Source organism: Pseudomonas sp. BTN1 (assembly GCF_001907715.1).
Lineage (GTDB): Bacteria > Pseudomonadota > Gammaproteobacteria > Pseudomonadales > Pseudomonadaceae > Aquipseudomonas > Aquipseudomonas paracarnis.
The window spans coordinates 20,328-46,186 of record NZ_MPBM01000001.1; the positions used below are offsets into that span (position 1 = coordinate 20,328).

General features: G+C 60.9%; 15 protein-coding genes. 5 read left to right on the forward strand and 10 right to left on the reverse strand.

The genetic code is table 11. From position 1 onward, the window contains the following. Positions 1-8 precede the first annotated feature (8 nt). The 3 genes from glgB to BMH52_RS00120 all read right to left on the reverse strand — a co-directional run bounded on the left by glgB (position 9) and on the right by BMH52_RS00120 (position 7,727). Positions 9-2,255 carry a 1,4-alpha-glucan branching protein GlgB gene (glgB, locus tag BMH52_RS00110; RefSeq protein WP_072434093.1) on the reverse strand — a complete coding sequence of 749 codons (2,247 nt, stop codon included), beginning with the start codon at positions 2,253-2,255 and terminating at the stop codon, positions 9-11. Then, positions 2,252-5,599: a maltose alpha-D-glucosyltransferase gene (treS, locus tag BMH52_RS00115; RefSeq protein WP_073842476.1), complete on the reverse strand. Its 3,348-nt coding sequence runs from the start codon at positions 5,597-5,599 to the stop codon at positions 2,252-2,254. Before treS ends, glgB begins: the two co-directional genes overlap by 4 nt. Positions 5,600-5,738: 139 nt before the next feature. Then, positions 5,739-7,727: an alpha-1,4-glucan--maltose-1-phosphate maltosyltransferase gene (locus BMH52_RS00120; RefSeq protein ID WP_073842478.1), complete on the reverse strand. Its 1,989-nt coding sequence runs from the start codon at positions 7,725-7,727 to the stop codon at positions 5,739-5,741. Positions 7,728-7,931: 204 nt separating this feature from the next. Here BMH52_RS00120 and BMH52_RS29235 point away from each other — a divergent pair, with 204 nt between their 5' ends. Then, positions 7,932-8,096, forward strand: coding sequence for a hypothetical protein (locus BMH52_RS29235; RefSeq protein ID WP_165835081.1), 165 nt, complete (start codon positions 7,932-7,934; stop codon positions 8,094-8,096). 195 nt (positions 8,097-8,291) lie between these two features. Then, on the forward strand, positions 8,292-9,305 hold the full coding sequence (locus tag BMH52_RS29435; protein WP_256575652.1) for a M10 family metallopeptidase C-terminal domain-containing protein: 1,014 nt from the start codon (positions 8,292-8,294) through the stop codon (positions 9,303-9,305). Positions 9,306-9,324: 19 nt separating this feature from the next. On the opposite strand, the gene BMH52_RS00135 is transcribed toward BMH52_RS29435, so the two are convergent. Further along, positions 9,325-9,816 (reverse strand): MgtC/SapB family protein, encoded by a 492-nt coding sequence (locus BMH52_RS00135; RefSeq protein ID WP_014718686.1) that lies wholly within the window; start codon positions 9,814-9,816, stop codon positions 9,325-9,327. Between the two features lie 122 nt (positions 9,817-9,938). On the opposite strand from BMH52_RS00135, the gene BMH52_RS00140 reads away from it, so the two are divergent. The 3 genes from BMH52_RS00140 to mapR all read left to right on the forward strand — a co-directional run bounded on the left by BMH52_RS00140 (position 9,939) and on the right by mapR (position 13,337). Next, positions 9,939-10,178 (forward strand): DUF3203 family protein, encoded by a 240-nt coding sequence (locus BMH52_RS00140; protein ID WP_032901622.1) that lies wholly within the window; start codon positions 9,939-9,941, stop codon positions 10,176-10,178. 184 nt (positions 10,179-10,362) lie between these two features. Further along, positions 10,363-11,772 carry a cytochrome c oxidase accessory protein CcoG gene (gene ccoG, locus BMH52_RS00145; RefSeq protein WP_073842517.1) on the forward strand — a complete coding sequence of 470 codons (1,410 nt, stop codon included), beginning with the start codon at positions 10,363-10,365 and terminating at the stop codon, positions 11,770-11,772. Positions 11,773-11,927: 155 nt separating this feature from the next. Then, positions 11,928-13,337: a GntR family transcriptional regulator MpaR gene (gene mapR / locus BMH52_RS00150; RefSeq protein WP_073842480.1), complete on the forward strand. Its 1,410-nt coding sequence runs from the start codon at positions 11,928-11,930 to the stop codon at positions 13,335-13,337. On the opposite strand, the gene BMH52_RS00155 is transcribed toward mapR, so the two are convergent. From BMH52_RS00155 to BMH52_RS00180, 6 genes are all read right to left on the reverse strand, one after another. Next, on the reverse strand, positions 13,334-14,080 hold the full coding sequence (locus BMH52_RS00155; RefSeq protein WP_014718690.1) for an SDR family oxidoreductase: 747 nt from the start codon (positions 14,078-14,080) through the stop codon (positions 13,334-13,336). The genes mapR and BMH52_RS00155 overlap by 4 nt on opposite strands. A gap of 54 nt (positions 14,081-14,134) precedes the next feature. Continuing rightward, complete coding sequence (locus BMH52_RS00160; protein ID WP_019816867.1) at positions 14,135-16,231, reverse strand: bifunctional diguanylate cyclase/phosphodiesterase; 2,097 nt, start codon at positions 16,229-16,231, stop codon at positions 14,135-14,137. Between the two features lie 364 nt (positions 16,232-16,595). Next, positions 16,596-18,137, reverse strand: a complete 1,542-nt coding sequence (locus tag BMH52_RS00165) for an efflux transporter outer membrane subunit (RefSeq protein ID WP_083610630.1) — start codon at positions 18,135-18,137, stop codon at positions 16,596-16,598. Further along, positions 18,134-21,241: an efflux RND transporter permease subunit gene (locus tag BMH52_RS00170; protein ID WP_073842482.1), complete on the reverse strand. Its 3,108-nt coding sequence runs from the start codon at positions 21,239-21,241 to the stop codon at positions 18,134-18,136. The genes BMH52_RS00165 and BMH52_RS00170 overlap by 4 nt, the downstream gene beginning before the upstream one ends. Further along, entirely contained in the window at positions 21,238-24,339 is a 3,102-nt protein-coding gene (locus tag BMH52_RS00175; RefSeq protein WP_014718694.1) for an MdtB/MuxB family multidrug efflux RND transporter permease subunit, read from the reverse strand. Before BMH52_RS00175 ends, BMH52_RS00170 begins: the two co-directional genes overlap by 4 nt. Next, positions 24,336-25,634: an MdtA/MuxA family multidrug efflux RND transporter periplasmic adaptor subunit gene (locus BMH52_RS00180; RefSeq protein ID WP_014718695.1), complete on the reverse strand. Its 1,299-nt coding sequence runs from the start codon at positions 25,632-25,634 to the stop codon at positions 24,336-24,338. The genes BMH52_RS00175 and BMH52_RS00180 overlap by 4 nt, the downstream gene beginning before the upstream one ends. Positions 25,635-25,859: the final 225 nt, after the last annotated feature.

Sequence of the window (25,859 nt, forward strand, 5' to 3'; positions counted from 1 at the left end):
ACGCCGCGCTAGAGCGTTTCAGGCTCTTGAGGTCGCAAAATCAGCACGCCCAGGGGCGGCAGGTTCAACGACAATGACACCGGTTGCCCATGGCGCGGCTCATCCCGGGTAAACACGGCTCCGCCATTCCCGTAATTGGAGCCGGCGTAGGTATCGGCATCACTGTTGATCACCTCACTCCAACGCCCACCAAACGGCACACCGACTGCGTAGCCTTCACGGGGCACCGGGGTGAAGTTGGCAACCACCAACACCGGCTTGCCATCCTTGCTCCAGCGCAGCCAGGCGTAGACGCTGTTGATCGCGTCATCACCGATCAGCCATTGGAAGCCCTGGGGCGCATCGTCCTGTTCGTGCAACGCCGGTTCTTCGCGGTACAGGCGGTTCAGGTCGCCAACCAGCTTCTGCACCCCACGGTGCTCGGGGTACTGCAGCAAATACCAATCCAGTTGCTGATCGTGGTTCCACTCGCGCCATTGGCCAAATTCGCAGCCCATGAACAGCAGCTTCTTGCCGGGGTGCATCCACATGAAACTGAGGTAGGCGCGCAGGTTGGCAAATTTCTGCCAGCGGTCGCCGGGCATCTTGTCGATCAGCGAGTGCTTGCCGTGCACCACCTCATCATGGGAAATCGGCAGGATAAAGCGCTCCGACCAGGCGTACACCAGCCCGAAACTCAGCTCGTTGTGATGATGGGCGCGGTACACCGGGTCTTGCTGGATGTAATGCAGGGAGTCGTGCATCCAGCCCATGTTCCATTTGTAGTTGAAGCCCAGGCCTCCCTGTTGGGTCGGCTGGCTGACGCCGGGCCAGGCCGTGGACTCCTCGGCAATTACCAACGCGCCCGGCGCTTCAAGGGCAACCACGTCGTTCAGGTGCCGCAAGAAATCGATGGCTTCCAGGTTCTCGCGGCCGCCATGACGGTTGGGCACCCATTCACCGGCCTTGCGCGAATAATCGCGATACAGCATGGAGGCCACTGCGTCCACACGCAGGCCGTCCACGTGGAAATGCTTGAGCCAGTGCAAGGCCGACGCGAGCATGAAACCGTGGACCTCGGTGCGGCCCAGGTTGTAGATCAGCGTGTCCCAGTCCTGGTGAAAACCTTCCAGCGGGTTGGCGTATTCGTACAGCGCGGTACCGTCAAATTGCGCCAGGCCGTGGGTATCGGTGGGGAAATGCGCTGGCACCCAATCAAGGATCACGCCGATATCGGCCTGATGGCAGGCATTGACGAACCAGGCGAAGTCTTCCGGCGAGCCAAAGCGCGCGCTGGGGGCAAACTGGGATAACGCTTGATAACCCCACGAGCCACCAAAGGGGTGCTCCATGATCGGCATCAGTTCGATATGGGTGAAGCCCAATTGTTGAACGTAAGGAATCAGCCGCTCGGCCAATTCGCGCCACCCATATTGCCGAGCCACTTCACCGGCCTCGTCCAGCTCGCACTGCCAGGACCCCACATGCAGCTCGTAGATCGACAACGGCGCGGTGGCTTTCTGCTTGTCTCCCCGCGATTGCATCCACTCATGGTCCTGCCAATCCACCTGCAAAGGTGCGGCGACCTTCGAGGCGGTGTCCGGCGGTAGTTGGGTGGCCAGCGCCACAGGGTCGGCCTTGAGCGGCAGAATGCCGTGGGCACCGAGAATTTCATACTTGTAGGCCGCGCCCGGTTGCAGGCGCGGGATAAAGATTTCCCACACCCCCGATGGATGACGCAGGCGCATCGGGTGGCGGCGCCCGTCCCAGATATTGAAGTCGCCCACCACCGAAACCCGCCGGGCGTTCGGCGCCCACACGGCAAAGCGCACGCCTTGCACGCCATCGACGCTGACCACCTGAGCCCCCAGGCAGTTGCCCAGGTCACGGTGATTGCCTTCGGCAAACAGGTACAGGTCCATTTCCCCCAGCAGCAATTGGCTGAAGCTGTAGGGGTCTTCGGTGATCTGCTCACCGCCGGCCCACTGGATTTTCAGCAGGTAGGGCTGGCGAGTGCTGAAGTGCCCAATAAACAGGCCTGGCACCTGGGTGGCATCGAGGCTGCCAAACGGCTCACCTGTGTCACGCGCCAGTACCTGGACACTCAGGGCCTCGGGCAGGAACGCACGGATAAACTGGCCGCCCTGCTCGTCATCATGGGGCCCCAGGATCGAAAAGGGGTCGGGGTGCTCGGCGCGCACCAGCGCATCGACGTCCTTGGACGCCGGCAATGCAGTCAACTTGGGCTGCAGCGGTTCTCTCTGTGTAAAACTCATGACGTCTCCCCACCGCGTACAGGTTTAGATATAGGTGTCAGCCCGCTCAACAAGCCGTGCAGCCCTTGCAGGGGCACCGGCAGCCAGGTCGGGCGGTTTTCTGCTTCGTAGGCCACTTCGTACGCGGCCTTTTCCAAGCTGAACAAGGTCAGCGCTGCGTCTTGGCCGTTGGCATCCTGCCAGTCATGCGCCAGTGTAGACGCAGCGGCCTGGTAAGCCTGGGTAAATGCTACGCGGGCTTCATTCAGGTAGCGGTCGGTCACGCGTTTGCGCGCAGCGTTCGCTTCTGGCGTGTGATCCACCCCTTGTACATTCAGCGCCATGGCCGCGGCATAATCAAAGGAACGCAGCACACCGCTCACATCTTTATAAGGGCTGTGTTTGCCGCGCCGCTCATGCAGCGGTCGCGCCGGTTCGCCCTCGAAGTCGATCAAGTAGGCATCGCCCTTGACCACCAATACCTGGCCCAGGTGCAAGTCACCGTGGACGCGAATGCGCAATCCGCCCGCCGTGGCTTTGGCCAACGCCTGGACATGCGCCGCGATGGCTTTTTTCTGCGCCAGTAATTCACTGACCAACGCCTGGTCGGCGGGGTTCAACTGGCTTTGATTAAGCTTGAGCAACTGCAAGGCACGGTCGATCTGGGCGCCGACATCCTTGGCCCAGGCTTGGGTGTCTTTGATTGTGGTGGGTTCGGGTTTGAAGGCCTTGTCGGCCGTTGGCGCACCCAGCACCAGGTGCATTTCACCCAGGCGCTGACCGAGCAAACCGGCAAAATCTGCCAGTTCCCCGAGGGCGTTGTAATGCTGTTCCTGTTCAGAGATCGCGTCGGCCAGCTCATCGCGGATCGCCCGCTCCAGGTTGTTCTGGGTCCAGCTCCAGGCATCGCCCTGATTGCTCAAGTAACCCTGGGCAATCATCAGCAAGTTGTCCTGTCCCTGCCCGTCCTGGCGGCTCATAAAGCCCAGCAGCGGCGAGATGTTCGGGTAGCCAGCGGCGGTCAGGTACGCACTCATTTCCAGCTCCGGGTGCACGCCGGCGCTGACTTTGCGAATCAGCTTGAGCACCAGACTCTCACCGACCACCACCGAGCTGTTGGACTGCTCGGCGGACAAGTAACGCACCGGCGATTCACGGGTCAGTTGCAATGCGGCCAAGTGTTGAGTGGCCTCGAATCGCAGATCGCCGTCAGGGGTATTGAGCACGGTGCCGGCCTGCATGGCCTGGATCACCTCAAGGATAAAATGCTCAAGGCTGAAGGCATCGGTCACCAAACCTACCTGGCGGGTGCGTCGCACTCGGGCCAACGCCAATTGCTGGGGCAAGGCGCTGGTGAACTGGTCTTCGCCAAGGAAGCCCAAGGGCAGTTGGTAGCGGCTGACCTGGCCGGCACTGGTCACTTCGATCTCACTGAGCAACACCGGATGCTGCGGGTCGCCAAAACGCACGCCATATGCGATGTGCACCGTGTCGATTGCCGTATCTTTGCCGGCAAACCAGCGCCGCTTGGGCAGCCAGGCGGGCAGTGACGTATGTTCCAGGCTGGTGCGGCAAGGTTCTTCGAGTAGCTCTTCCATGCGTTTTTTCAGTACCAAAGTGGTGAAGTCGGGCATGCTTTGCGCCGGTTCCACATGCCAGCTGGGCATCTGGTTTTCCGCTGCCAGCACGAACCAATAGAAACCATAGGGCGCCAGGGTCAGCAGGAAATTCAGCTGGCCGATTGGCGGGAAGGCATTACCGCCAAGCATCTCCACCGGCACCATGCCGGCAAAGGCCGACAGGTCCAGCTCCGCCGCCTGGGCGCTGCGCGACACGTTGGCCACGCACAGGATGATCTCGGTGTGGCCGTCTTCACCGGTGTATTCACGGGTGTAAGCCAGGATGCGCCGGTTAGTCGGCGAGAGCATTTTCAAGCTGCCACGACCAAACGCCTTGGACTGCTTGCGCACTGCGAGCATGCGCCGGGTCCAGTTGAGCAATGAATGCGGGTCCTGGGCCTGGGTCTCGACGTTGACCGACTGGTAGCCGTATTGCGGGTCCATGATCGGCGGCAACACCAGGCTGGCCGGGTCGGCACGGGAAAACCCGCCATTGCGGTCGATGGACCATTGCATGGGCGTGCGCACGCCGTCACGGTCGCCCAGGTAGATGTTGTCGCCCATGCCGATTTCATCGCCGTAGTACAGGGTCGGCGTGCCCGGCATCGACAGCAACAGGCTGTTGAGCAATTCCACCCGCCGACGATCGCGCTCCACCAGCGGCGCCAGGCGTCGCCGAATGCCCAGGTTGATGCGGGCGCGGCGGTCTGCGGCGTAGTAGTTCCACAGGTAGTCGCGCTCTTTGTCGGTGACCATTTCCAGGGTCAGCTCATCATGGTTGCGCAGGAAAATTGCCCACTGGCAGTTGGCGGGAATCTCCGGGGTCTGGCGCAGAATGTCGGTAATGGGGAAGCGATCTTCCTGGGCCAACGCCATGTACATGCGCGGCATCAGTGGAAAGTGAAAGGCCATGTGGCATTCATCGCCGTCATCACCCTTTCTATCCCCAAAGTACAGCTGCGTGTCTTCCGGCCATTGGTTGGCTTCGGCCAGCAGCATGCGGTCGGGATAATGGGCATCGATCTCAGCGCGGATCTGCTTGAGGACGTTGTGGGTTTCCGCCAGGTTTTCGTTGTTGGTGCCGTCCCGTTCGATCAGATAGGGAATGGCGTCCAGGCGCAGGCCGTCGATGCCCAGGTCGAGCCAATAGCGCATCACCGACAGCACCGCTTTCATGACCTGCGGGTTATCGAAGTTGAGGTCCGGTTGGTGCGAGTAAAAACGGTGCCAGAAGTACTGGCCGGCCACCGGGTCCCAGGTCCAGTTGGACTTTTCGGTGTCGAGGAAAATAATGCGCGTGCCGTCGTATTTCTGGTCATCGTCCGACCACACATAAAAGTCCCGCGCCGCCGAGCCTGGCTTGGCCTTGCGCGCACGCTGGAACCAGGGGTGCTGGTCGGAGGTGTGGTTGATCACAAGCTCGGTGATCACGCGCAGCCCGCGTTGATGGGCTTGGGCAATAAAGCGCTTGGCGTCGGCCATCGTCCCGTAGTCGCTGTGCACGCCGCGGTATTCGGCAATGTCGTAGCCGTCATCACGGCGGGGAGACGGGTAGAACGGCAGCAGCCAGATGGTGTTCACGCCCAGGTCGGCAATGTAGTCGAGTTTGGCGATCAGCCCGGCAAAGTCACCAATGCCGTCGTTGTTGGAGTCGAAATAGGATTTGACGTGTACCTGGTAGATCACCGCGTCTTTGTACCAGAGCGGGTCTTTGATGAAGGTGGCTGCCTTGGGTTTCTTGGCCATTGCAAACTCCTGAAAATACAAAGTTCTCGAGGATCGTTCCCAAGCTCCGCGTGGGAATGCAGCCCCGGACGCTCCGCGTCCCAAGCGCGACGCAGAGCGTCAAGCGAGGCATTCCCACGCAGAGCGTGGGAACGAGCACTCAGGGGGTGCTGATGCGCCATATCCCGAACGGCATCTGCGGCTCCAGCCGGGTCCATTGGGTCTTGCCGTACCAGGTCCAGCGATGGCCGTTCATCAAGTCTTCGCCCTGGGTCTGGGCATCGTCGGGCAAGCCCATCTCCCACAGCGGCAATTCAAAGTGGGCTTCCTGGGCGTTGTGCGGGTCGAGGTTGACGGCGACCAGAATGAAATTGCTGCCGTCCTCGCTGCGCTTGCCGAAGTACAGGATGTTGTCGTTCCAGGCGTTGTAGAGCTTGAGCCCCAGGTGCGTGTGCAACGCCGGGTTCTGGCGGCGGATGCGGTTGAGCTGGGCGATCTCGGCGATGATGTTGCCGGGGGCGGTAAAGTCGCGGGGGCGGATCTCGTACTTCTCGGAGTCGAGGTATTCTTCTTTGCCTGGCACGGGCGCCGACTCACACAACTCAAAGCCTGAATACATCCCCCACAGGCCCGAGCCCATCGTGGCCAGCGCAGCGCGGATCAGGAAGCCTGCGCGGCCGGAGTCATGCAGGAAACCCGGGTTGATGTCCGGCGTATTGACGAAGAAGTTCGGGCGGTAGCACTCACGCCAGGGCGATTGGTTCAGTTGAGTGAGGTACTCGCTCAGTTCAGCCTTGGTGTTGCGCCACGTAAAGTAGGTATAGCTCTGGGAATAGCCGACCTTGCCCAGGCGCGCCATCATTGCCGGGGTGGTGAAAGCTTCGGCGAGGAAGATCACCTCCGGGTACTTGGCACGCACGTCGCTGATCAGCCATTGCCAGAACGGCAGCGGCTTGGTGTGCGGGTTGTCGACGCGAAAGGTCTTCACGCCCTCTTCCACCCAGCCCACCACAATGTCGCGCAGTTCTGTCCATAAGCCCGGAATCGCATCCGCCGCATAGAAATCGACGTTGACGATGTCCTGATACTTTTTCGGCGGGTTCTCGGCGTACTTAATCGTGCCGTCGGGGCGCCAGTTGAACCAGCCAGGGTGCTGTTCAAGCCATGGGTGGTCCTGGGAGCACTGGATGGCGAAGTCCAGGGCAATTTCCAGGCCGTGGTCGGCAGCGGCCTTGACCAGGCGACGGAAATCCTCACGGCTGCCCAGTTGCGGGTGAATCGCCTCATGCCCGCCCTCCGCGCTGCCGATGGCATACGGACTGCCCGGATCATCGGGGCCTGCGGTGAGTGAGTTGTTCTTGCCCTTGCGGTGGCTGCGGCCGATAGGATGGATCGGCGGGAAGTACAGCACGTCAAAACCCATGTCGTGGATCATCGACAAGCGCGAGTGCACGTCGTTGAATGTACCGTGGCGGGCCGGATCATCGGTGATCGAGCGGGGAAACAGCTCATACCAACTGGCGAACTGCGCCGCCTCACGCTCTACGTCAATTGGGTAGGCGGGGCTGATGCTCAGATACGCGCGATGATCGGCCTGGGTCATCAGGTGTGCACTGTCTTCGTGCAGGAACAACGCCACCTGCTCGGTTTCCAGCAGGCCCGACAGTTCGTGGTGCAACACCATCAAACGGTCGCGCAATTCGTTGTCACTGCGCTCGGCAGCCTGCAACACCAGGCTGCGGCCTTCCTGCAATTCAAGGCTGACCGGCACCCCGGCCTCATGTTTCTTGCGCAATTCATAGCAGAAGCTGGCGAAGGTATCGGTCCATGCCTCGATGCAGTACTCATGCGGCCCGAGTTGGGCGACGGTGAACGCGCCTTCCCAGCCATCGTTGCCGACATCGGTCATGACCACGCTGTGCCAGCTTTCTTCCTCCAGCACGCGCCAGCGGATCAGCACCGCCAGCTTGTCGTGGCCATCAGCGAACACTTTGCTGGTGACATTGACACGCTGGCCGACCACAGCCTTGACGGCGAACTCACCATTGTCGATCACCGGCATGGTGCTTTCGATAGCGATCCTGGGTAACAACAGCGCTTGCGACAGCGGCAGTATCGAGCCTTCTGGAGCCAGTGTTTCAGCAATCATCGAGCATCTTCCCCTTACGCCCTGTGGACGCTCTTGGCTTGATCCGAATTCAAAGGCGGCGACGCTTTCCCTGAGCGTGGCCGTATAAGGTCCGAGCCTGGGCGCGCCGCAAAAGTTCAGGTGGATATGCCGCCGCTGGGCAGGGAATCAATTGCCCCAGGCAGCGGTCCACCGCTAGAGCAAAGCACAAAGGAGGCCACACCGATGAATATCCCGATACCACCTGAACCTGAAGATCCGAATATCGACACTCCGCCACTACCGACGCCACCCAGTGAACCGGCGCCCATTCCAGAGAGAGAGCCGCCGGAAAACGACCCACCGCCCGTGCAAGAGCCGCCGACGACCCTGCCTCCGGTGATCGTCTAAATCATCAGAGCAAGAACACGACCTGCTCGAACACCTAGACGTCCTGGTGTTCGAGCACACAAAAAAACGAGAAGTCCTACGAAGTTCCACGTCAAGGCTGAATGTTCGTTTTACTGTTCCTTTTTATATTGATCTCGCGTGAATGCTCAGCCTTTTTTTCACCTGGCCTTTAGCCCATTTATCACGAGTAGCCCCATGTCGACTATCGCCTCCCCATCAACGCCCACTGCTCCAGTCACAACACCCACATCCTCCAATCCCGTCTCCAATCAACAGGCGCTGACACCCGAGCGAATAAATACGTTGCTAAAGGCCGGCCCGAACTGGTCCTCCTCCCCTAAGGCGCCTGACCGCTCACCCCATCCCCCTCTATCGCCAACGACGAAGTCCAACACCTCACCTTCTATGTCGGAGGTAGAGGCGAAGAATAAGTTGGACGACCTGAATACGGCATTGACCCCAGACACCATCAAGGAGATACAACGCAATCCAAGCTCGCCGAAATCTCGCGCAATCACTGAGCAGTTCAACACCACATTGACCCCAGAGAATGTCAAATTAATGTCGAGGGGCGCCAACGCGAAAAAAAACCGCGAAACACTTCGAGAGATCAGGGACAAGCTCGACAAAAAAAATATTGATTCAAACCTGGAGTCTGCCAAGCACCAGGTGATCAATGAGGCGGCCGATAAAATGAGGCTCAAACTTCTGGAAATCATTACCGCCGCGTTCGACGGCGACATCTGGAACACCGTTGACCATCACAAAAATTGGCTCGAAGAACTGGGTGCTCTGAGCAAAAATTTTTCTGCAATGGAGACCAAGTCCAAAGCCCTCACGGATGCAGCTTCGTCCCTGAGCGACGAAAAGCTCGACCAATCGGCGGCGCCTGAAACGCAGGACTCATCGCCTGCCGACACTCGCGCTGCAACCTACAGTTTCAACGCCACCAGTGAATCTACCCTGGAGGCCCCCAGCGAGATCCGCAATTTCAAATCGGGAGATAAACTGGACCTGTCCGGCATCCAGCGGCAGCTGAACACGTCGCTGCGGCCGGTCGATCGGTTTCCAGAAGTAATCGGTGAAATGCAGATCCATCACTCGCCCAGCGCCAACACCAGCGTAATTGTCATCGCCGATGCGCCGGGCAAAGACCCCTTTTTGCTCAAGGTGTTTGGTGAGGTACGCCAAAGCAACATCGTGACCTGATCCGCGGTATGACTCAGGATCACTTTTCCAACAATCTGACGATTCTCGGCATGATGCTGAACACCGCCAGGGCCAGCAGTGTACTGAGTACTGCCGTCGATTCACGCCCCATCCCCGCCGCCACACCAATGGCGGCGGTCATCCACAACCCGGCCGCCGTAGTCAGGCCCTTCACATGCTGGCCCTCTTCATCTTCCTTGCCCTTGAGGATGGTGCCAGCGCCAAGGAAGCCGATACCCGCAATCACCCCCTGAACCACACGGCTCATGGCGTCCGCCTGGTTGCCGGACATCTGCGGCACCAGCACGAACAGCGCCGCACCAAGCGCAACCAGCATATGGGTGCGCACGCCAGCCGCCTTGCCCTTGTGCTCACGCTCAAAACCCAGGATCCCGCCCAGGATCGCGGCGATCAGCAGGCGCACCGTCACTTGGGTGAGCTGCCGGGCATCGCCGATGTCCGCGAATTCGGCTTGCAGTGTTTGCCACACTTGATGCCACCAGGCGTCCATGGATGCGCTCCTTTTATTATGGATAGATAAAGGATGGACAGCGCAGACCGCCAGTCAGTTGCCTGGAACCCCTTGCCATAGGGGTCGCCTAACGTGATAGAGCCCATAGAAAGGAGATCGCCATGCCCCTGCGCATCGAAAACCATTTGTGCTACTTCACGCTCGACGTGGACGGCCAGGAACAAAGCCTGCCAGCCACCCGCGTGAAGATCCTTACCGACCATGACAAAGCCATGTCCTATGTGGAGTTGGCGGGCGAGCGGATCTATATCACTGAAGCCGAAGCCGACGCGCTGACGGTTGAAGGGGCCACGGATGGCCGTAACCATGTAAAGGCGCAAGAGCCTGGTTCGGTGATTTGATTGATCTGTATCATCGAACCCTTTGAATCCCTGCACCCCTATAGACTCGGGGTGCAGCACATTGACGCACAAGAACGCATCAAGCCTATCTGATCCGCTTTTTATCCTTCCACCTGAGTCTGTTATGCAAACAGTCTGTCGCCCATAGTTCATCCGCCTGATGGAGGCTGATGAGCGAATGACCATGAGCGAACGAATCCCAACCGTGGAAACCTTTGAGCCCATTCACCCAAAGAAGGTGAAGGCCAAATCCAGCGACAACCTGATCCATACCCGCAGTTTTACCGGTGTGTTCCGCACCTTGCGCGTGGGCGGTGCCGGCCTGCTGTTTCTGGCTTTTTTTGGCACTGTGTGGCTGAACTGGGGTGGACGCCAAGCCGTACTGTGGGACTTGGCCGAGAGCAAGTTCCATATCTTTGGTGCGACATTCTGGCCCCAGGATTTCATCCTGCTCTCGGCGCTGTTGATCATCTGTGCCTTCGGCCTCTTCGCGATCACGGTGTTTGCCGGCCGCGTCTGGTGCGGCTACACCTGCCCGCAAAGCTCGTTTACCTGGCTGTTCATGTGGTGCGAGAAGGTGACCGAGGGTGAACGCAACCAACGTATCAAACTGCAGGCGGCACCCTGGAGCCTGAATAAGCTGGCACGGCGCTCGGCCAAACATACGTTGTGGCTGGGTATCAGTGTGTTGACCGGGCTGACGTTTGTGGGCTACTTCACCCCCATCCGCCCCTTGGCCGCCGAACTGCTGACGTGGCAGATGGGCGGTGTGAGCCTGTTTTGGGTACTGTTTTTCACGGGGGCCACTTACATCAATGCCGGCTGGCTACGCGAAGCCGTATGCATGCATATGTGCCCCTATGCACGCTTCCAGAGCGTGATGTTTGATAAAGATACCCTGACTATTTCCTACGACGCCGCCCGCGGCGAGCACCGTGGCCCGCGTAAACGTGACGTGCCGCCAGCGCAGGTTGGCCTCGGTGACTGCATCGATTGCCAGCTATGCGTGCAGGTATGCCCCACGGGCATCGATATCCGCGACGGCCTGCAGATGGAATGCATCGGCTGCGCAGCCTGCATCGACGCCTGCGATTCGATCATGGACAAAATGGGCTATGCCCGTGGCTTGGTCAGTTATACCAGTGAGCACCAATTGCAGGGTGGCAAGACTCATCTGCTGCGGCCACGCCTGATCGGCTACAGTGCCGTGCTGGTGGTGATGCTCGCGGCACTGGTGGTGGCCCTGATTGAACGGCCGATGGTGTCGCTGGATGTGACCAAAGACCGTGGCATGTTCCGCGAAAACAGCCTGGGTTTGATCGAAAACATCTACAGCCTCAAGGTGATCAACAAAACCCAGCAGCGCCAGGAATACCGCCTGGAACTGGTGGATGCCGAGGGGTTCCAGTTGCAAGGCAAGACCCAGGTCAGCCTGGCTGCCGGGGAAATTGTCGATATACCGGTGTCGGTAGCATTGCTGGCGGACACACCGGCCAGCAGCTCTCAATCCTTACGTTTTAAAGTCACTGATGTGGATGAACCTTGGATCTATACCGCTGCTGACAGCCGCTTCGTAGCGCCCTTGAATCGCTGATACTTCATCAACAACAGAGATCAAATGTGGGAGCTGGCTTGCCTGCGAAAGCGGTAGAGCAGTAACAGATGCAGTGACTGACACACCGCCTTCGCAGGCAAGCCAGCGCCTACAATTTGCCCTGCGTCCACATTCAAAAAGCTAATTAGGCCGCCATGAAACGCTACGAAAAATTTGCCGACGACATCGCAGAACTGATCCGCTCCGGCGTCCTCGGCCCCGGCCAGCGCGTGCCATCGGTGCGCTATGCCAGCCAGGCCTACGGCGTCAGCCCGTCCACCGTGTTCCAGGCCTACTACCTGCTGGAGCGTCGTGGCCTGATTCGCGCACGCCCCCGCTCTGGCTACTTCGTCAACGCCCATGCGCCCAGCCCGTTTTCCGAACCGGTGGTGAGTGAGCAGGTGCATGAGTCCACCGAGGTGGGCGTGAGTGAGCTGGTGTTCTCGGTACTGGACTCCATCAAAGACCCCAACACCGTGCCCTTCGGCTCGGCCTTCCCCAGCCCCATGCTGTTCCCGCTGCCGCGCCTGGCCCGCTCCCTGGCCAGCGCCAGCCGCGAAATGGACCCACGCTTGGTGGTCACCGACATGTCGCCGGGCAACCCGCAACTGCGCCGGCAGATTGCCCTGCGCTATATGGTCGGTGGCCTGATGCTGCCGATGGAGGAGCTGTTGATCACCAACGGTGCCCTCGAAGCGTTGAACCTGTGCCTGCAGGCTGTGACCGAACCGGGCGACCTGGTGGCCATCGAGGCGCCGGCGTTCTACGCGTGTTTGCAAGTGCTTGAACGCCTGAAGCTCAAGGCCGTGGAGATCCCGGTGCGCCCGCGCGACGGTATTGACCTGAACGCCCTGGCCCAAAGCCTTGAGCGCTATCCGATCAAGGCCTGCTGGACCATGACCAGTTTCCAGAACCCCATGGGCGCCACGCTGCCTGAAGAGAAAAAACAGGCGCTGGTGGAACTGCTGCGCAGCCATCAAGTGCCGCTGATCGAAGATGACGTCTACGCCGAGCTGTACTACGGGCAACAAGCGCCTAAACCGGCCAAGGCCTTCGATACCGAAGGGCTGGTGATGCATTGCGGCTCCTTTGCCAAGAGCCTGGCGCCGGGTTACCGAGTGGGCTGGGTCGCCGCCGGGCGCTTTGCACAGAAGGTCGAGCGGCTCAAGTTGATGACCTCGTTATGCCCGTCGATGCCGGCCCAGGCAGCAATTGCCGACTACCTGCAACACGGCGGCTATGACCGCCACCTGCGCAAACTGCGCTACGCCCTGGAAGAACAGCAAAGCGCCATGCTCGCGGCTATCGCTCGCTACTTCCCGGCCCAGACACGGGTCAGCCAGCCGGCGGGGGGCTATTTCCTGTGGTTGGAATTGCCGGAGCAGACCGACTCGCTGAAGTTGTTCCAGATGGCCTTGGCCCAGGGCATCAGCATTGCGCCGGGGCCGATCTTTTCCGCAACTCAGCGGTTCAGAAACTGCATACGCTTGAACTATGGCAGCCCGTGGAACGAGGCATCGGAAAAGGCCATGGAGACATTAGGGCGGATTGTGCGATCGTTTTAACGGCCGCCTCCCAAGTCGATAAACGTTCCGGTGGAATACGATGCCTTGTCCGACAGTAACCAGATAATCGCCTCCGCCACTTCATCCGGACGCCCGCCGCGCGCCATCGGGATGCCGGACTCCAGCTTGCTGACCCGGTCCGGGTCGCCGCTCAGGGCATGGAAATCGGTAAAGATATAGCCTGGGCGCACGGCGTTGACGCGAATGCCCTCGCCCGCCACCTCCTTCGACAACCCCAGGGTAAAGGTATCCAGCGCGCCCTTGGAGGCGGCGTAGTCGACATACTCACCCGGCGAGCCCAGCCGCGCCGCCACCGAGGACACGTTGACGATACTGCCGCCCTGCCCGCCATGCCGGGGCGACATGCGTAACACCGCGTGCTTGGCACACAGAATCGGGCCCAGCACATTGGTCTTGAGGATTTTGAGGATACGAAACTCGGACATCTCGTCGACCCGCGATTTTTGCCCCACGGTACCGGCATTATTGACCAGCGCAGTGACACGCCCCAATTCGGCATCCACACGATTGAACAGCGCAATCACCTCATCTTCGATGCTGACATCGGCGCGCACCGCGATGGCCTGTGCTCCGAGGCCGCGCACTTGTTCAAGCACAGCATGGGCAGCCTTCTCGTCCGACTGATAATTAATGCAGATGCGATAACCTTCGCGAGCGGCCAGCAAGGCCGTCTCGGCGCCAATCCCTCGGCTGCCCCCGGTGATGATGACGACTTTGTCCATGGCTGCGGTCTCCTGAATCAACCTGATGTTTAGGGTTGGATCCAAGAATACCCGTCACTCAGGGCGTTTGTCAGGCACTGCTGCCTGTTCGGCACTGCGGATATTGGTCATGAAGCTGTCGGCCGGCAATGGATGCCCCAACAGATAGCCTTGCAAGGAATCACACCCCAGGCGGGTAAGGAAATTTTGCTGCGCATCGGTTTCCACGCCTTCGGCGACAATCCGTAAGTCCAGAGCCTGGCCGAGGGCCACGATGGCCGAGACGATGGCGGCGTCGTCGCTGTCGTGTTCCAGGTCACGTACAAAGCCGCGGTCGATCTTCAACTCATTGGCCGGCAGGCGCTTGAGGTACATGAGGCTGGAGTACCCGGTGCCAAAGTCATCGATGGACAGGTCCACGCCCATGTCCGACAGTTGCTGCAATACCTTCATGCTCGCGTCGGCATCGCTCATGGCGGTGGTCTCGGTGATCTCCAGCGTGAGGCTGTTGGCCGGTAATTGGTGACGCTCCAGCGCGGCCGCTACGCTGTTGACCAACCCGGCGTGGCAGAACTGCAACGCCGAGAGGTTTACGGCAATGCGCCAGTGCTCATAACCCTGTGCGTACCACTGACTCATCTGGCGACAAGCTTCATCGAGTACCCATTCGCCGATGGGGATGATCAGCCCGGTTTTCTCCGCCAGTGCAATAAACGTAGCGGGCATCAACAAGCCTTGTTGCGGATGCTCCCAGCGCAACAGCGCCTCGGCCCCCACGGCAAGACCGCTGACGGCGTCGAACTTGGGTTGGTAGTGCAAACGAAATTGCCCCTGCTCCAGGGCATTGCGCAGGTCCTGCAGCAATTGCAGTTGTTTGCGCGCATTGGTGTTCATCGACACATCGAAGAAGCTGTAGCCGTTCTTGCCCATGCCCTTGGCGTGATACATCGCCGCGTCGGCGTTCATCAGCAGTTCCTGAGGACTATTACCGTTACCGGGGAACATGGCGATACCGACGCTGGCCGAGATCTGCAACTCATGCTCGGCCACCGTGAAGGTGCGGTTGATCAGGCTCACCTGGCGCTCGGCCAAGCCCATGGCATCGTCGGGCTGGGTGAGTTGCACCAGCAATACGAACTCATCGCCGCCGATACGGGCCAGGGTGTCCTGGCTGCGCAAGTCCTCACGCAAGCGCAAGCCGACCTCGCGCAGTAACTGGTCGCCCAAGTGATGACCAAAGGCATCGTTGACCGGTTTGAAGCCATCCAGGTCGATAAACATCAAGGCAAAGCAACCGCCCCGCTCGTTCACCGCCTGGATGCCTTGTTGAATGCGATCAGCCAACAACGTGCGATTGGGCAGGCCGGTGAGCATGTCATGCAGGGCCAGGTGAGTAAGTTCCTGATTGGCCAAGGTCAGGGAATCGGCGAGTACGGCGGTGCGCGCTTCCAGGCGCGCATCCAGCACCGAGGTCAAGAGCGCAATGACCAGCACCGCCAGCGAAGTGACCAAGACCAGGTTATCCAGGCCCTTGCCGCTCAGGCCGGTCAATGCGGCGCCGCAGAAGCTGCCATCGGCAAAGCGCGCCGCAGCCATCCCGGTGTAGTGCATCCCCACGATGGCCACGCCCATCACGACGGCGGCGCCACCCCGTGCCAGCCGCACATAAGGTGTGTTGCGCCGCAGGTTGAAGGCGATCCACAGGGCGGCGCCGGAAGCCACCACCGCGATCACCAACGAAGCGCCAAATAAGGTCGGGTCGTAATCAATGCCGGGTGTCATGCGCATCGCGGCCATGCCGGTGTAATGCATGCTGGCAATTCCAGCGCCCATTACCAACGCCCCGAATGCCAGTTGCCAGACCGGCAAGCGTGGCTGGCTGACCAGCCATAACGCGAAACCACTGGATAGCACGGCGATCAACAGCGAAAACAGGGTAATGCCTACCTCAAACCCGAGGGCAAACGGCAGGCGCAGGGCCAACATCCCGATAAAGTGCATGGACCAGATGCCCACGCCCATCGCCACTGCGCCGCCAGTGATCCATAGGTATACAGCCCGCCCCTTGGCGGTCGCGATACGCCCGGCCAGGTCCAAGGCCGTGTAGGACGCCAGGATGGCCACGCACAGGGAAATCACGACAAGGGAGGTTGAATAGCTACCGATCAACATAGGTTTTCTCGCTGGCGACGGGGCGAAAAAGCCCGTGCCGGGTGGCAAAGCGGGCGATTGTAGCGAGTATGAATCCGAGGCAGGTGATTAATTAATCAGTTGGCCATTAGTGAGTTTTTGGCGTCAATCGGATGGCTTCGCCAGGCTGTTTTCAACGACGTCATGGACATCAAAATGTGGCCTGCGCAGATCCCCTGTGGGAGCGGGCTTGCCCGCGAAGGCGGTGTGTCAGTCACCGCAACTACTACTGCACTAACGCTATCGCAGGCAAGCCAGCTCCCACAGGGTACTGTGCTTAACTGACTGGCATTGGGGCAAGCCCACACAGTTGATCTTGCTCCCCCAGGATGCGCGGCGCATCCGGTTACTCCTTTTCGGCCAGGGAGGTCTGGCCGTCCCAGCCTCCGCCCAACGCTGCAATCAATTGCACACTCGCCACCAGGCGCGATTGCAGCAAGGTCAGCACGGTGCGCTCGTTGCTCAAGGCCGTTGCCTGCACCGTGACCACATCCAGATAGGCAATCAACCCGGCCTTGTATTGGTTTTCGGTCAAGCGCAAGGATTCACGCGCCGCTTCCAGCGCTTCATTGCTGACCACCGCCTCATCGGCGAGCACCTTGAGCTGGACCATGTAGTTTTCCACCTCACGGAAACCGTCCAGCACGGTCTGGCGGTACTTGGCCACGGTCTCGTCATAGCTGGCCACGCTGCGGTCGACTTCCGCCGAGCGCTGGCCGCCATCGAACAGGGTCATGGCCAGTTTCGGCCCCACCGACCAGAAGCGGTTCGGCAGGCTGATCCAATCTTCATAAGTGCTGCTGGAATAGCCGCCCTGCAGGCTCAGGCTGAGGTCCGGGTAATAGGCCGCCTTGGCCACGCCGATATTGGCGTTGGCGGCGATCACCGAGCGTTCGGCCGAGGCAATATCGGGGCGACGCTCCAGCAGTTGGGACGGCAGGCTCACCGGTATTTGCGGTAGCGCCGGAATATCTTTGCTCACCGCCAGATTGAAGTTGGCCGGGGCTTCGCCAATCAGCACGGCTATGGCGTTTTCCAGCTGGGCGCGTTGCCAGATCAAGTCGATCAGGCTGGCCTGGGTGGTCTTGAGCTGGGTTTGCGCCTGGGCAATGGCGTCCTTGCCGGCCACACCGGCGCGGTATTGGTTTTCGGTCATTTTCAATGAACGCTGGTAGGTGTCCAGCGTGGCTTGCAGCAGCCGCGTCTGTTCGTCCATGACCCGCAGTTGCAGGTAGCTTTGCACCAGTTCGGACTGCTGGCTCAGACGCATTGCGGCCAAGTCGGCCGAGCTTGCCTCGGCGCTGGCTTCGTTGGCCTCCAGGCCACGGCGCAACTTGCCCCAGATATCGGCTTCCCAGCTCACACCCAACTGGGCATTGAGGGTGTCGCGGATACCACTGCTGGAGCTGCTGAGGCTGGCGCTGCTGCTGCCGGTGCCCTGGCTGGCGCGGGTTTTACCCACGCTCAGGTCAACGCTGGGGTAAAACGCCCCGCGTGAGCTGCGCACCAGCGCCTTTGCCTGACGAAAACGCGCTTCGGCCTGGGCGACGGTCTGGTTGGACGCGTTGAGGCGCACCACCAGGTCATTGAGTTGTCGGTCACCGTACAGCTCCCACCAGGCGCCGCGGGCCAGGGAGTCGCTCGGATTGGCCTGGCGCCAGCCCTGGGCCTCCTTGAACTGCACCGGCTCGATGACGTCCGGGCGTTTGTAGTCAGGGCCGATGGCGCAGGCGCTGAGCAACATGGCCAAGCCCACTGTAGGAGCAAGCTTGCTCGCGAAGACTGCCAACGTTAACGCGTTCATTCTGGATGAGCGCGGCGTCTGGGCCTTTTTCGCGAGCAAGCTCGCTCCTACAGAGGTCGCAGGGGCGTTGGTTGAGTCGGTCATAGCGCAGTGTCCAGGGCAGCATCGGTACGCACGCCGCGCCAGGCGTTGAAGCGATGGCGCGCGCGGTCCAGGTAAAGGTAAACCACCGGGGTGGTGTAAAGGGTCAGGATCTGGCTGAACACCAGGCCGCCAATAATGGTCAGGCCCAACGGGTGGCGCATTTCCGCGCCATCACCACTGCCGAGCAGCAACGGCAAGGCACCGAGGATCGCGGCCAGGGTGGTCATCAGGATCGGCCGCAGGCGCAACAGGCAGGCGCTGCGGATCGACTCCAGCGGGCTCATGCCATCGTTGCGCTCCAGTTGCAGCGCCAGGTCGATCATCAGGATCGCGTTTTTCTTCACCACGCCGATCAACAGGAACAAGCCCAGCAAGGAGATCAGGCTGAACTCGCCGCCCAGCAGGTAAATCGCAAGCAACGCGCCGACACCGGCCGACGGCAGCGTCGACAGGATGGTCAGCGGGTGAACGTAGCTTTCATACAGAATACCCAGCACCAGGTACACCGCCACCAGCGCGCCGAGAATCATGAACGGCTGGCCTTTCTGGGTCGCGGCGAACGCATCGGCAGTACCGGCCATCTTCGCGATCACGTCCTCGGGCAACCCGACTTTGGCAATCGCACGCTCGATAGCCGCCGTGCCCTGCTCCACCGTGACCCCGGGCGCCATGTCGAAGGCGATATTCTCCGAAGCGAACTGGCCTTCATGGCTGACGCGATCATCGGCCAGGCTGTTCTCATAGTGGGCAATGGTCGACAACGGCACCCGTGCGCCGTCGGCGGTGATCACCTGCATCTGGTTGAGGGTGATCGGGTCCTGGGCGTATTTGGGGTTGACCTCCATCACCACCTGGTACTGGTTGAGGCTGTCGTAGATGGTGGAAATCTGCCGCTGACTGTAGGCGTTGTTGAGCACTGCCGTGACCATGTTCATGTCGATGCCCAGGCGCTTGGCCTGGTCGCGGTCGACAATCAGCGTGACCTGGGCCGCGCCCCGGCCTTCACGGGCGTCGATGGCGGTCAGCTCTGGCAATTCACGCATGGCCGCCACCACTTTCGGGTACCACAGGCGCAGCGCGGCCAAGTCACCGCTTTGCAGGATGTAGGAGTATTGCGCGCTGGTCTGGTCGCGGCCGCCCCCGAACTGCAGGTCCTGGTCGGCCATCAGGAACAAGCGCCCGCCCGGCACCAGCGGCACCTCCTTGCGCAGGCGCTCGATCACCGCCTGGGCGGAAATTTTGCGTTCGCCGATCGGCTTGAGGCGTACCAGCATCACCGCATTGTTAGTGCCTTGGTTGCCACCGATAAAGCCGGCCACGCTGAGCACCGCCGGGTCCTTGAGCACCGCCTGGCGAAAGATCTCCATCTTCGGCTGCATCACGCTGAACGACAGGCCATCGTCGCCGCGCACAAAACCGATCAACTGGCCGGTGTCCTGCTGGGGCATGAAGGTTTTGGGCACCACCACGTACAGCGCGATATTCACGCCCACGGTGATCAACAGGCTGAGCAAGGTCAGGCGCCGATGGCGCAGCACCCAGTCCAGGCTGGTGGCGTAGCCGGCGACCATGCGGTCGTTGACCTTCTGGCTCCAGCGCTGCAAACCGGTCTGCCGATCCTTGACGTGGGGCTTGAGCCAGCGGGCGCACAGCATGGGCGTCAAGGTCAGCGAGACAATCAGCGAAACGATGATCGCCGCCGACAAGGTGATCGAAAACTCACGGAACAGGTTAGTGACGATCCCGCCCATGAACAGGATGGACAGGAACACCGCCACCAGCGACACGTTCATCGAGAGCAAAGTAAAGCCGACTTCCTTAGCGCCCAGGTACGCAGCTTTCATCGGTGGCACGCCGTCGTCGATGTGCCGGGAAATGTTCTCCAGCACCACGATGGCATCGTCCACCACCAGCCCGGTGGCGAGGATCAGCGCCATCAGCGAGAAGTTGTTCAGAGAAAACCCGTACAGGTACATCACCGCGAAGGTGCCCACCAGCGATACCGGCACCGCCAGGGTCGGGATCAACGAAGCGCGGAAGTTGCCCAGGAACAGGTACACCACCAGGATCACCAGCCCTACAGCGATCAGCAAGGTCATTTCCGCCTCATGCAGGGTGGCGGTAATCACGGGCGAGCGGTCCATGGCCAGGCTGAGCTTGACGCTGGACGGCAGCACCGCCTGCAACGCCGGCAACTGCGCCTTGATCTGCCGCACGGTTTCGATGATGTTGGCGCCGGACTGGCGGTTGATCACCAGCAACACCGCCGAATCATTGTTGAAGAAGCCGCTGTTGTAGCGGTCTTCCACGCCATCAGTGATCTTCGCCACGTCCTTGAGGCGCAGAGCGGCGCCATCCTGGTAGCGAATCAGCAGGGGCTCATAATCCTTGGCTTTTTCCAGCTGGTCGTTGGCCTGGATCTGCCAGTTGCGCTCGCTGTCTTCCAAGGAGCCCTTGGGCCGGCGCTGGTTGGCATTGGCGATGGTGTTGCGCACATCGTCCAGGGCGACGCCGTACTGATCGAGGGCCTTGGGTTCCAGCTCGATGCGCACCGCCGGCAACGAACTGCCGCCGATCTGCACTTCGCCCACGCCCGGCACCTGGGACAGGCTCTGGGACAGGATGGTCGAGGCCAGGTCGTACAACTGGCCCTTCTGCAGCACGTCAGAGGTCAGCGACAGCACCATGATCGGCGCCTGGGACGGGTTGATCTTCTTGTAGGTGGGCATGCTGCGCATACCGCTGGGCAGCAGGTTGCGCGACGCGTTGATGGCCGCCTGCACTTCCCGCGCCGCCCCGTTGATGTCGCGGTCGGAATCGAACGCCAGAATCACCCGGGTTGAGCCCTGGCTCGACGAACTGCTCATGGTGGTGATACCGGCAATCGCGCCGAACGAGCGCTCCAGCGGCGTGGCCACCGTGGACGCCATCACCTCGGGGCTGGCACCGGGCAAGCTGGCCGACACCACGATCACCGGGAAGTCGATCTGCGGCAGCGGCGACACCGGCAGCAAGTTGAAGCTGACGCCACCGAGCAACATGATCGCCAGGCTCAGCAGCATGGTCGCTACAGGCCGGCGAATGAAAGGTCCGGACAGGTTCATGGCTCAACCGGCTCCAGGCGTTGCGGCTCTTTGCGCCAGCGACGGCCAAGACGATCGAAGTACAGGTAGATCACTGGCGTGGTGAACAGCGTCAACACCTGGCTCACCAGCAAGCCACCGACCATCACCAGGCCCAGGGGCTGGCGCAGTTCGGCGCCGGAACCGCTGGCGAGCATCAACGGCACCGCACCGAACAACGCGGCCAGGGTGGTCATCAAAATTGGCCGGAAGCGCAACAGCGCCGCCTGGTAGATCGCCGTCTGCGGGTCCAGGCCCTGGTTGCGTTCGGCGTCGAGGGCGAAGTCGATCATCATGATCGCGTTCTTTTTCACGATACCGATCAGCAGGATGATGCCGATGATCGCAATCATGCCCAGGTCATTGCCACTGAGCAGCAACGCCAGCAAGGCCCCCACCGCCGCCGATGGCAAGGTCGAGAGGATGGTGATCGGGTGGATATAGCTCTCATAGAGCACACCGAGCACGATGTACATGGTGACCACCGCCGCCAGGATCAACAGCAAGGTGCTCGACAACGAGGCTTCGAACGCCTGGGCCGCACCCTGGAACTGGGTTTGCACGCCCACCGGCATGCCAATGTCCTTCTGGGTCTGGTTGATCAGCTCCACGCCTTTGCCCAGCGCCACGCCGGGCGCCAGGTTGAACGACATCATCACCGCCGGGAACTGGCCGATATGGGCAATCGCCAACTGCGCCTGGCGCTGCTCCACATGGGCCAGGCTCGACAGCCGCACCTGGCCACCGTCGGTGGTTTTCACATGGATCTGGTTGAGGGCCGCCGGGCCGAGGGTTTCGCCGGACTGGGCCTGCAACACCACCCGGTACTGGCTGGCCTGGGTGTAGATGGTGGAAATCTGGCGCTGGCCGAAGGCGTCATACAACGCGTCGGTAATGGTCGAGACACTCACGCCCAGGCGCGAGGCCGCGTCGCGGTCTATCACCAGGTACACCTGCAAGCCTTTGTCCTGAAGGTCGCTGGCGACGTCGGTGAGTTCCGGCAACTGGCTGAGGGCGTGTACCAGCTTGCCGCTCCACAACGCCAGCAACTCGGCGTCCGGGGAGGACATGCTGAACTGGTACTGGGTACGGCTGACGCGGTCTTCGATGGTGAGGTCCTGCACCGGCTGCATGAACAGGCGGATGCCCACCAGCTTGTCGATTTGCGGTTGCAGGCGGGTGATCACCTCGGCTGCGCTCAAATCGCGCTGGCCGTGGGCCTTGAGATTGATCAACAAGCGGCCGCTGTTGAGGGTGGCGTTATCGCCGTCCACGCCAATGTAGGACGACAGGCTCTCGACCGCCGGGTCGGCAAGGATGATCTTCGCCAACTCCTGCTGGCGTTGGCTCATCGCCGCAAAGGAAATCGACTGCGGCGCTTCGGAAATACCCTGGATCACGCCGGTGTCCTGCACCGGGAAAAAGCCCTTGGGCACCACCAGGTACAGCACTACCGTAAGCCCCAGGGTGGCGATCGCCACCAGCAACGTCAGCGGCTGGTGCTTGAGCACCCATTGCAGCTTGCGGCCGTAGGCTTCGATCAACCAGTCAATCCAGGCGCCGCTGGCTTTGTAGAAGCGGCCCTGCTCTTCCTCCTTGGGTTCGCGCTTGAGCAGGCGCGCGCACATCATGGGCGTGAGGGTCAGGGACACTACCAGGGAAATCAGGATCGCCACTGCCAGGGTGATGGCGAACTCACGGAACAGCCGCCCGACCACGTCGGCCATGAACAGCAAAGGGATCAACACCGCGATCAACGACAGCGTCAGGGACACCAGGGTGAAACCGATCTGCTTGGCGCCCTTGAGCGCGGCCGCCATCGGCGTCTCGCCTTCCTCGATATAGCGCGAGATGTTCTCCAGCATCACGATCGCGTCGTCCACCACAAACCCGGTGGCGATGGTCAGGGCCATCAGCGTCAGGTTATTGATGGAGAATCCGGCCAGGTACATCACACCAAAGGTGCCCACCAGGGACAGCGGCACGGCGATGGACGGAATGATCGTAGCGCTGACCCGGCGCAGGAACAGGAACGTCACCATGACCACCAGGGCAATGGCGATCAGAAGCTCGTGCTGTACGTCTTTGACCGAGGCGCGGATGGTCTGGGTGCGGTCGGTGAGCACCGTCACGTCCAGGCCGGCCGGCAGGTTGTCGGTGATGCTCGGCAGGAGGGCCTTGATGCGGTCCACCACCTCGATCACGTTGGCGCCCGGCTGGCGCTGGATATTGAGCAACACGGCCTGGTTCTCATTGGCCCAGGCGGCGAGGCGTTCGTTTTCGGCACCGTCGACAATCTGCGCCACATCCTTGAGCCGCAGCGGAGCGCCATTGTTGTAGGCCAGGATCAGTTCGGCATATTGCTCGGGCGAGACCAACTGGTCGTTGGCGTCGAGCATCGACACGCGGGTGGGGCCGTCGAAGTTGCCCTTGGGCTGGTTGACGTTGGAGGCGGCGATCAGGGCGCGCACGTCCGAGAGGTTCAAGCCATTGGCCGCCAGGGCCTCGGGGTTGACCTTGATGCGCACGGCCTGGCGCTGGCCACCGGCGATGCTGACCATGCCGACGCCGCTGATCTGCGCGATTTTCTGCGCCATGCGCGTGTCGACCAAATCATTGAGCTTGGGCAGCAACATGGTCTTGGAGGTAATTGCCAGGGTCAGCACCGGGGTGTCCGCCGGGTTGACCTTGTTGTATACCGGCGGCGCCGGCAAATCCTTGGGCAACAGGTTGGTGGCGGCGTTGATCGCGGCCTGCACCTGTTGCTCGGCGACATCCATATTGATGTCGAGGTTGAAACGCAGGGTCAGCACCGACGCGCCGCCGGAGCTGGTGGACGCCATCTGGGTCAGCCCGGGCATCTGCCCGAACTGACGCTCCAGCGGTGCGGTGACCGCACTGGTCATCACGTCGGGGCTGGCGCCGGGGTACAGGGTCATCACCCGGATAGTCGGGTAATCCACCTGGGGCAACGCCGATACCGGCAGCAGGCGGTACGAAATGATGCCGGCCAGGACAATGGCCAGCATGCTCAGCGTGGTGGCGACCGGGCGAAGGATGAACAGGCGCGACAGGTTCATGAACCGACCTTTTGCGCCTTGCCGGCGTCTGCCCCGGTCTCCCCTTTAGCTGCGGGCTTGCCTTGCAGGTGTTCGGTCGGCGTGGTCGGCACCTCGCTGCTGGCGTTGACCACTTCGATCTCGCTACCGTCCTTGAGGCGATCGGTGCCTTCCAGCACCACGCGGTCGCCAGCGACCAGGCCCTCTTTGATCACGGTGTTTTCGCCATCGGTATCCCCCACCACCAGCGGCTGGACCTTGACCTTCTTGTCACCGTCGAGCTTATAGACAAAGGTGCCATTGTTGCCGAACTGAATCGCCGCAGAGGGTGCCAGCACCACGTTCTTCAAGGTATCGGCCAGCAGGTGCACATTGACGAACTGGTTGGGGAACAGCGCCTGGTCCTTGTTATCGAAACGCGCCTTGAACTTCAGGGTGCCGGTGGTGACGTCAATCTGGTTGTCCAGGCTTTGCAGTACACCGACCGCCTGTTTTTTCACGTCGCTACGGTCCCAGGCTTCCACGGGCAACTTGTTACCGGCGTGGTAACGGGCCAGCACGGTTTCCAGGGTATTTTCCGGCAGGGTGAAGGCCACGCTGATTGGCTGGGTCTGGGTGATCACCGCGAGGGCGGTAGTGTCGTTGGCCGCAACCAGGTTGCCGACGTCAAGCTGGCGCAAACCGACGCGGCCGCTGATGGGCGCACGGATCTTGGTGAATTCCAGGTTGAGCTTGGCATCGTCCACCGCGCCCTGGTTGGTCTTGACCGTACCCTGGTACTGCAACACCAGCGCTTCGGCGGTGTCCAGGGTCTGCTTGGCGATACTGTCCTGGGCGTACAGGTCGCGATAACGCTGTACATCGACCTGGGCGTTCTTCAACTGGGCCTGGTTTTGCAGCAAGGTGCCCTGGGCCTGGAGCAAGGCGTTCTGGTAGCTGCGCGGGTCGATTTCTGCCAGCAGGTCACCGGCCTTGACCATCTGCCCTTCCTCGAAGGCGATCTTGACCAACTCGCCGCCCACCCGGCTGCGCACATTAATGGTGTTCAGTGCAGTGACCGTCCCCAGGGCCTTGTAGTACACCGGAAACTCCCCCAGCACCGCCGGCGCCACACGCACCGGTACCGGCCCGGTGGAACCACCGAAGCCTGGGCGCGCCATGCCGGTCTTGCCCGTGTGTCCCGCCGGAGCATCTTTATGGGCCGCGCCACTGGGCCAGAATTTCCAGCACAGGCCGGCGATAACCAGCAGCACGAGCAGGCCAAACAGCCAGCGGCGGGAGTTGCGGGAGGAGGATTGCATGGAGTGATCAACCATTGGGGGTGAGAGCTTCTTCTTCGGGAGGCTGAAAGATAAGCACTGGGGTGCGTTTAGAAAAGCACCTTTACCGGCTATTTACCTTAGGCTTACAACGTTTAACTTTTTGATCTTAGTCCACCGGCTATTTCGCTAAGCCGCTGACGCTCAAATAAAAACGGCCTGGACTAGGCCAGGCCGCAATCATGCATCATACGTGTTACTGCCAAACGACAGTCATACGTA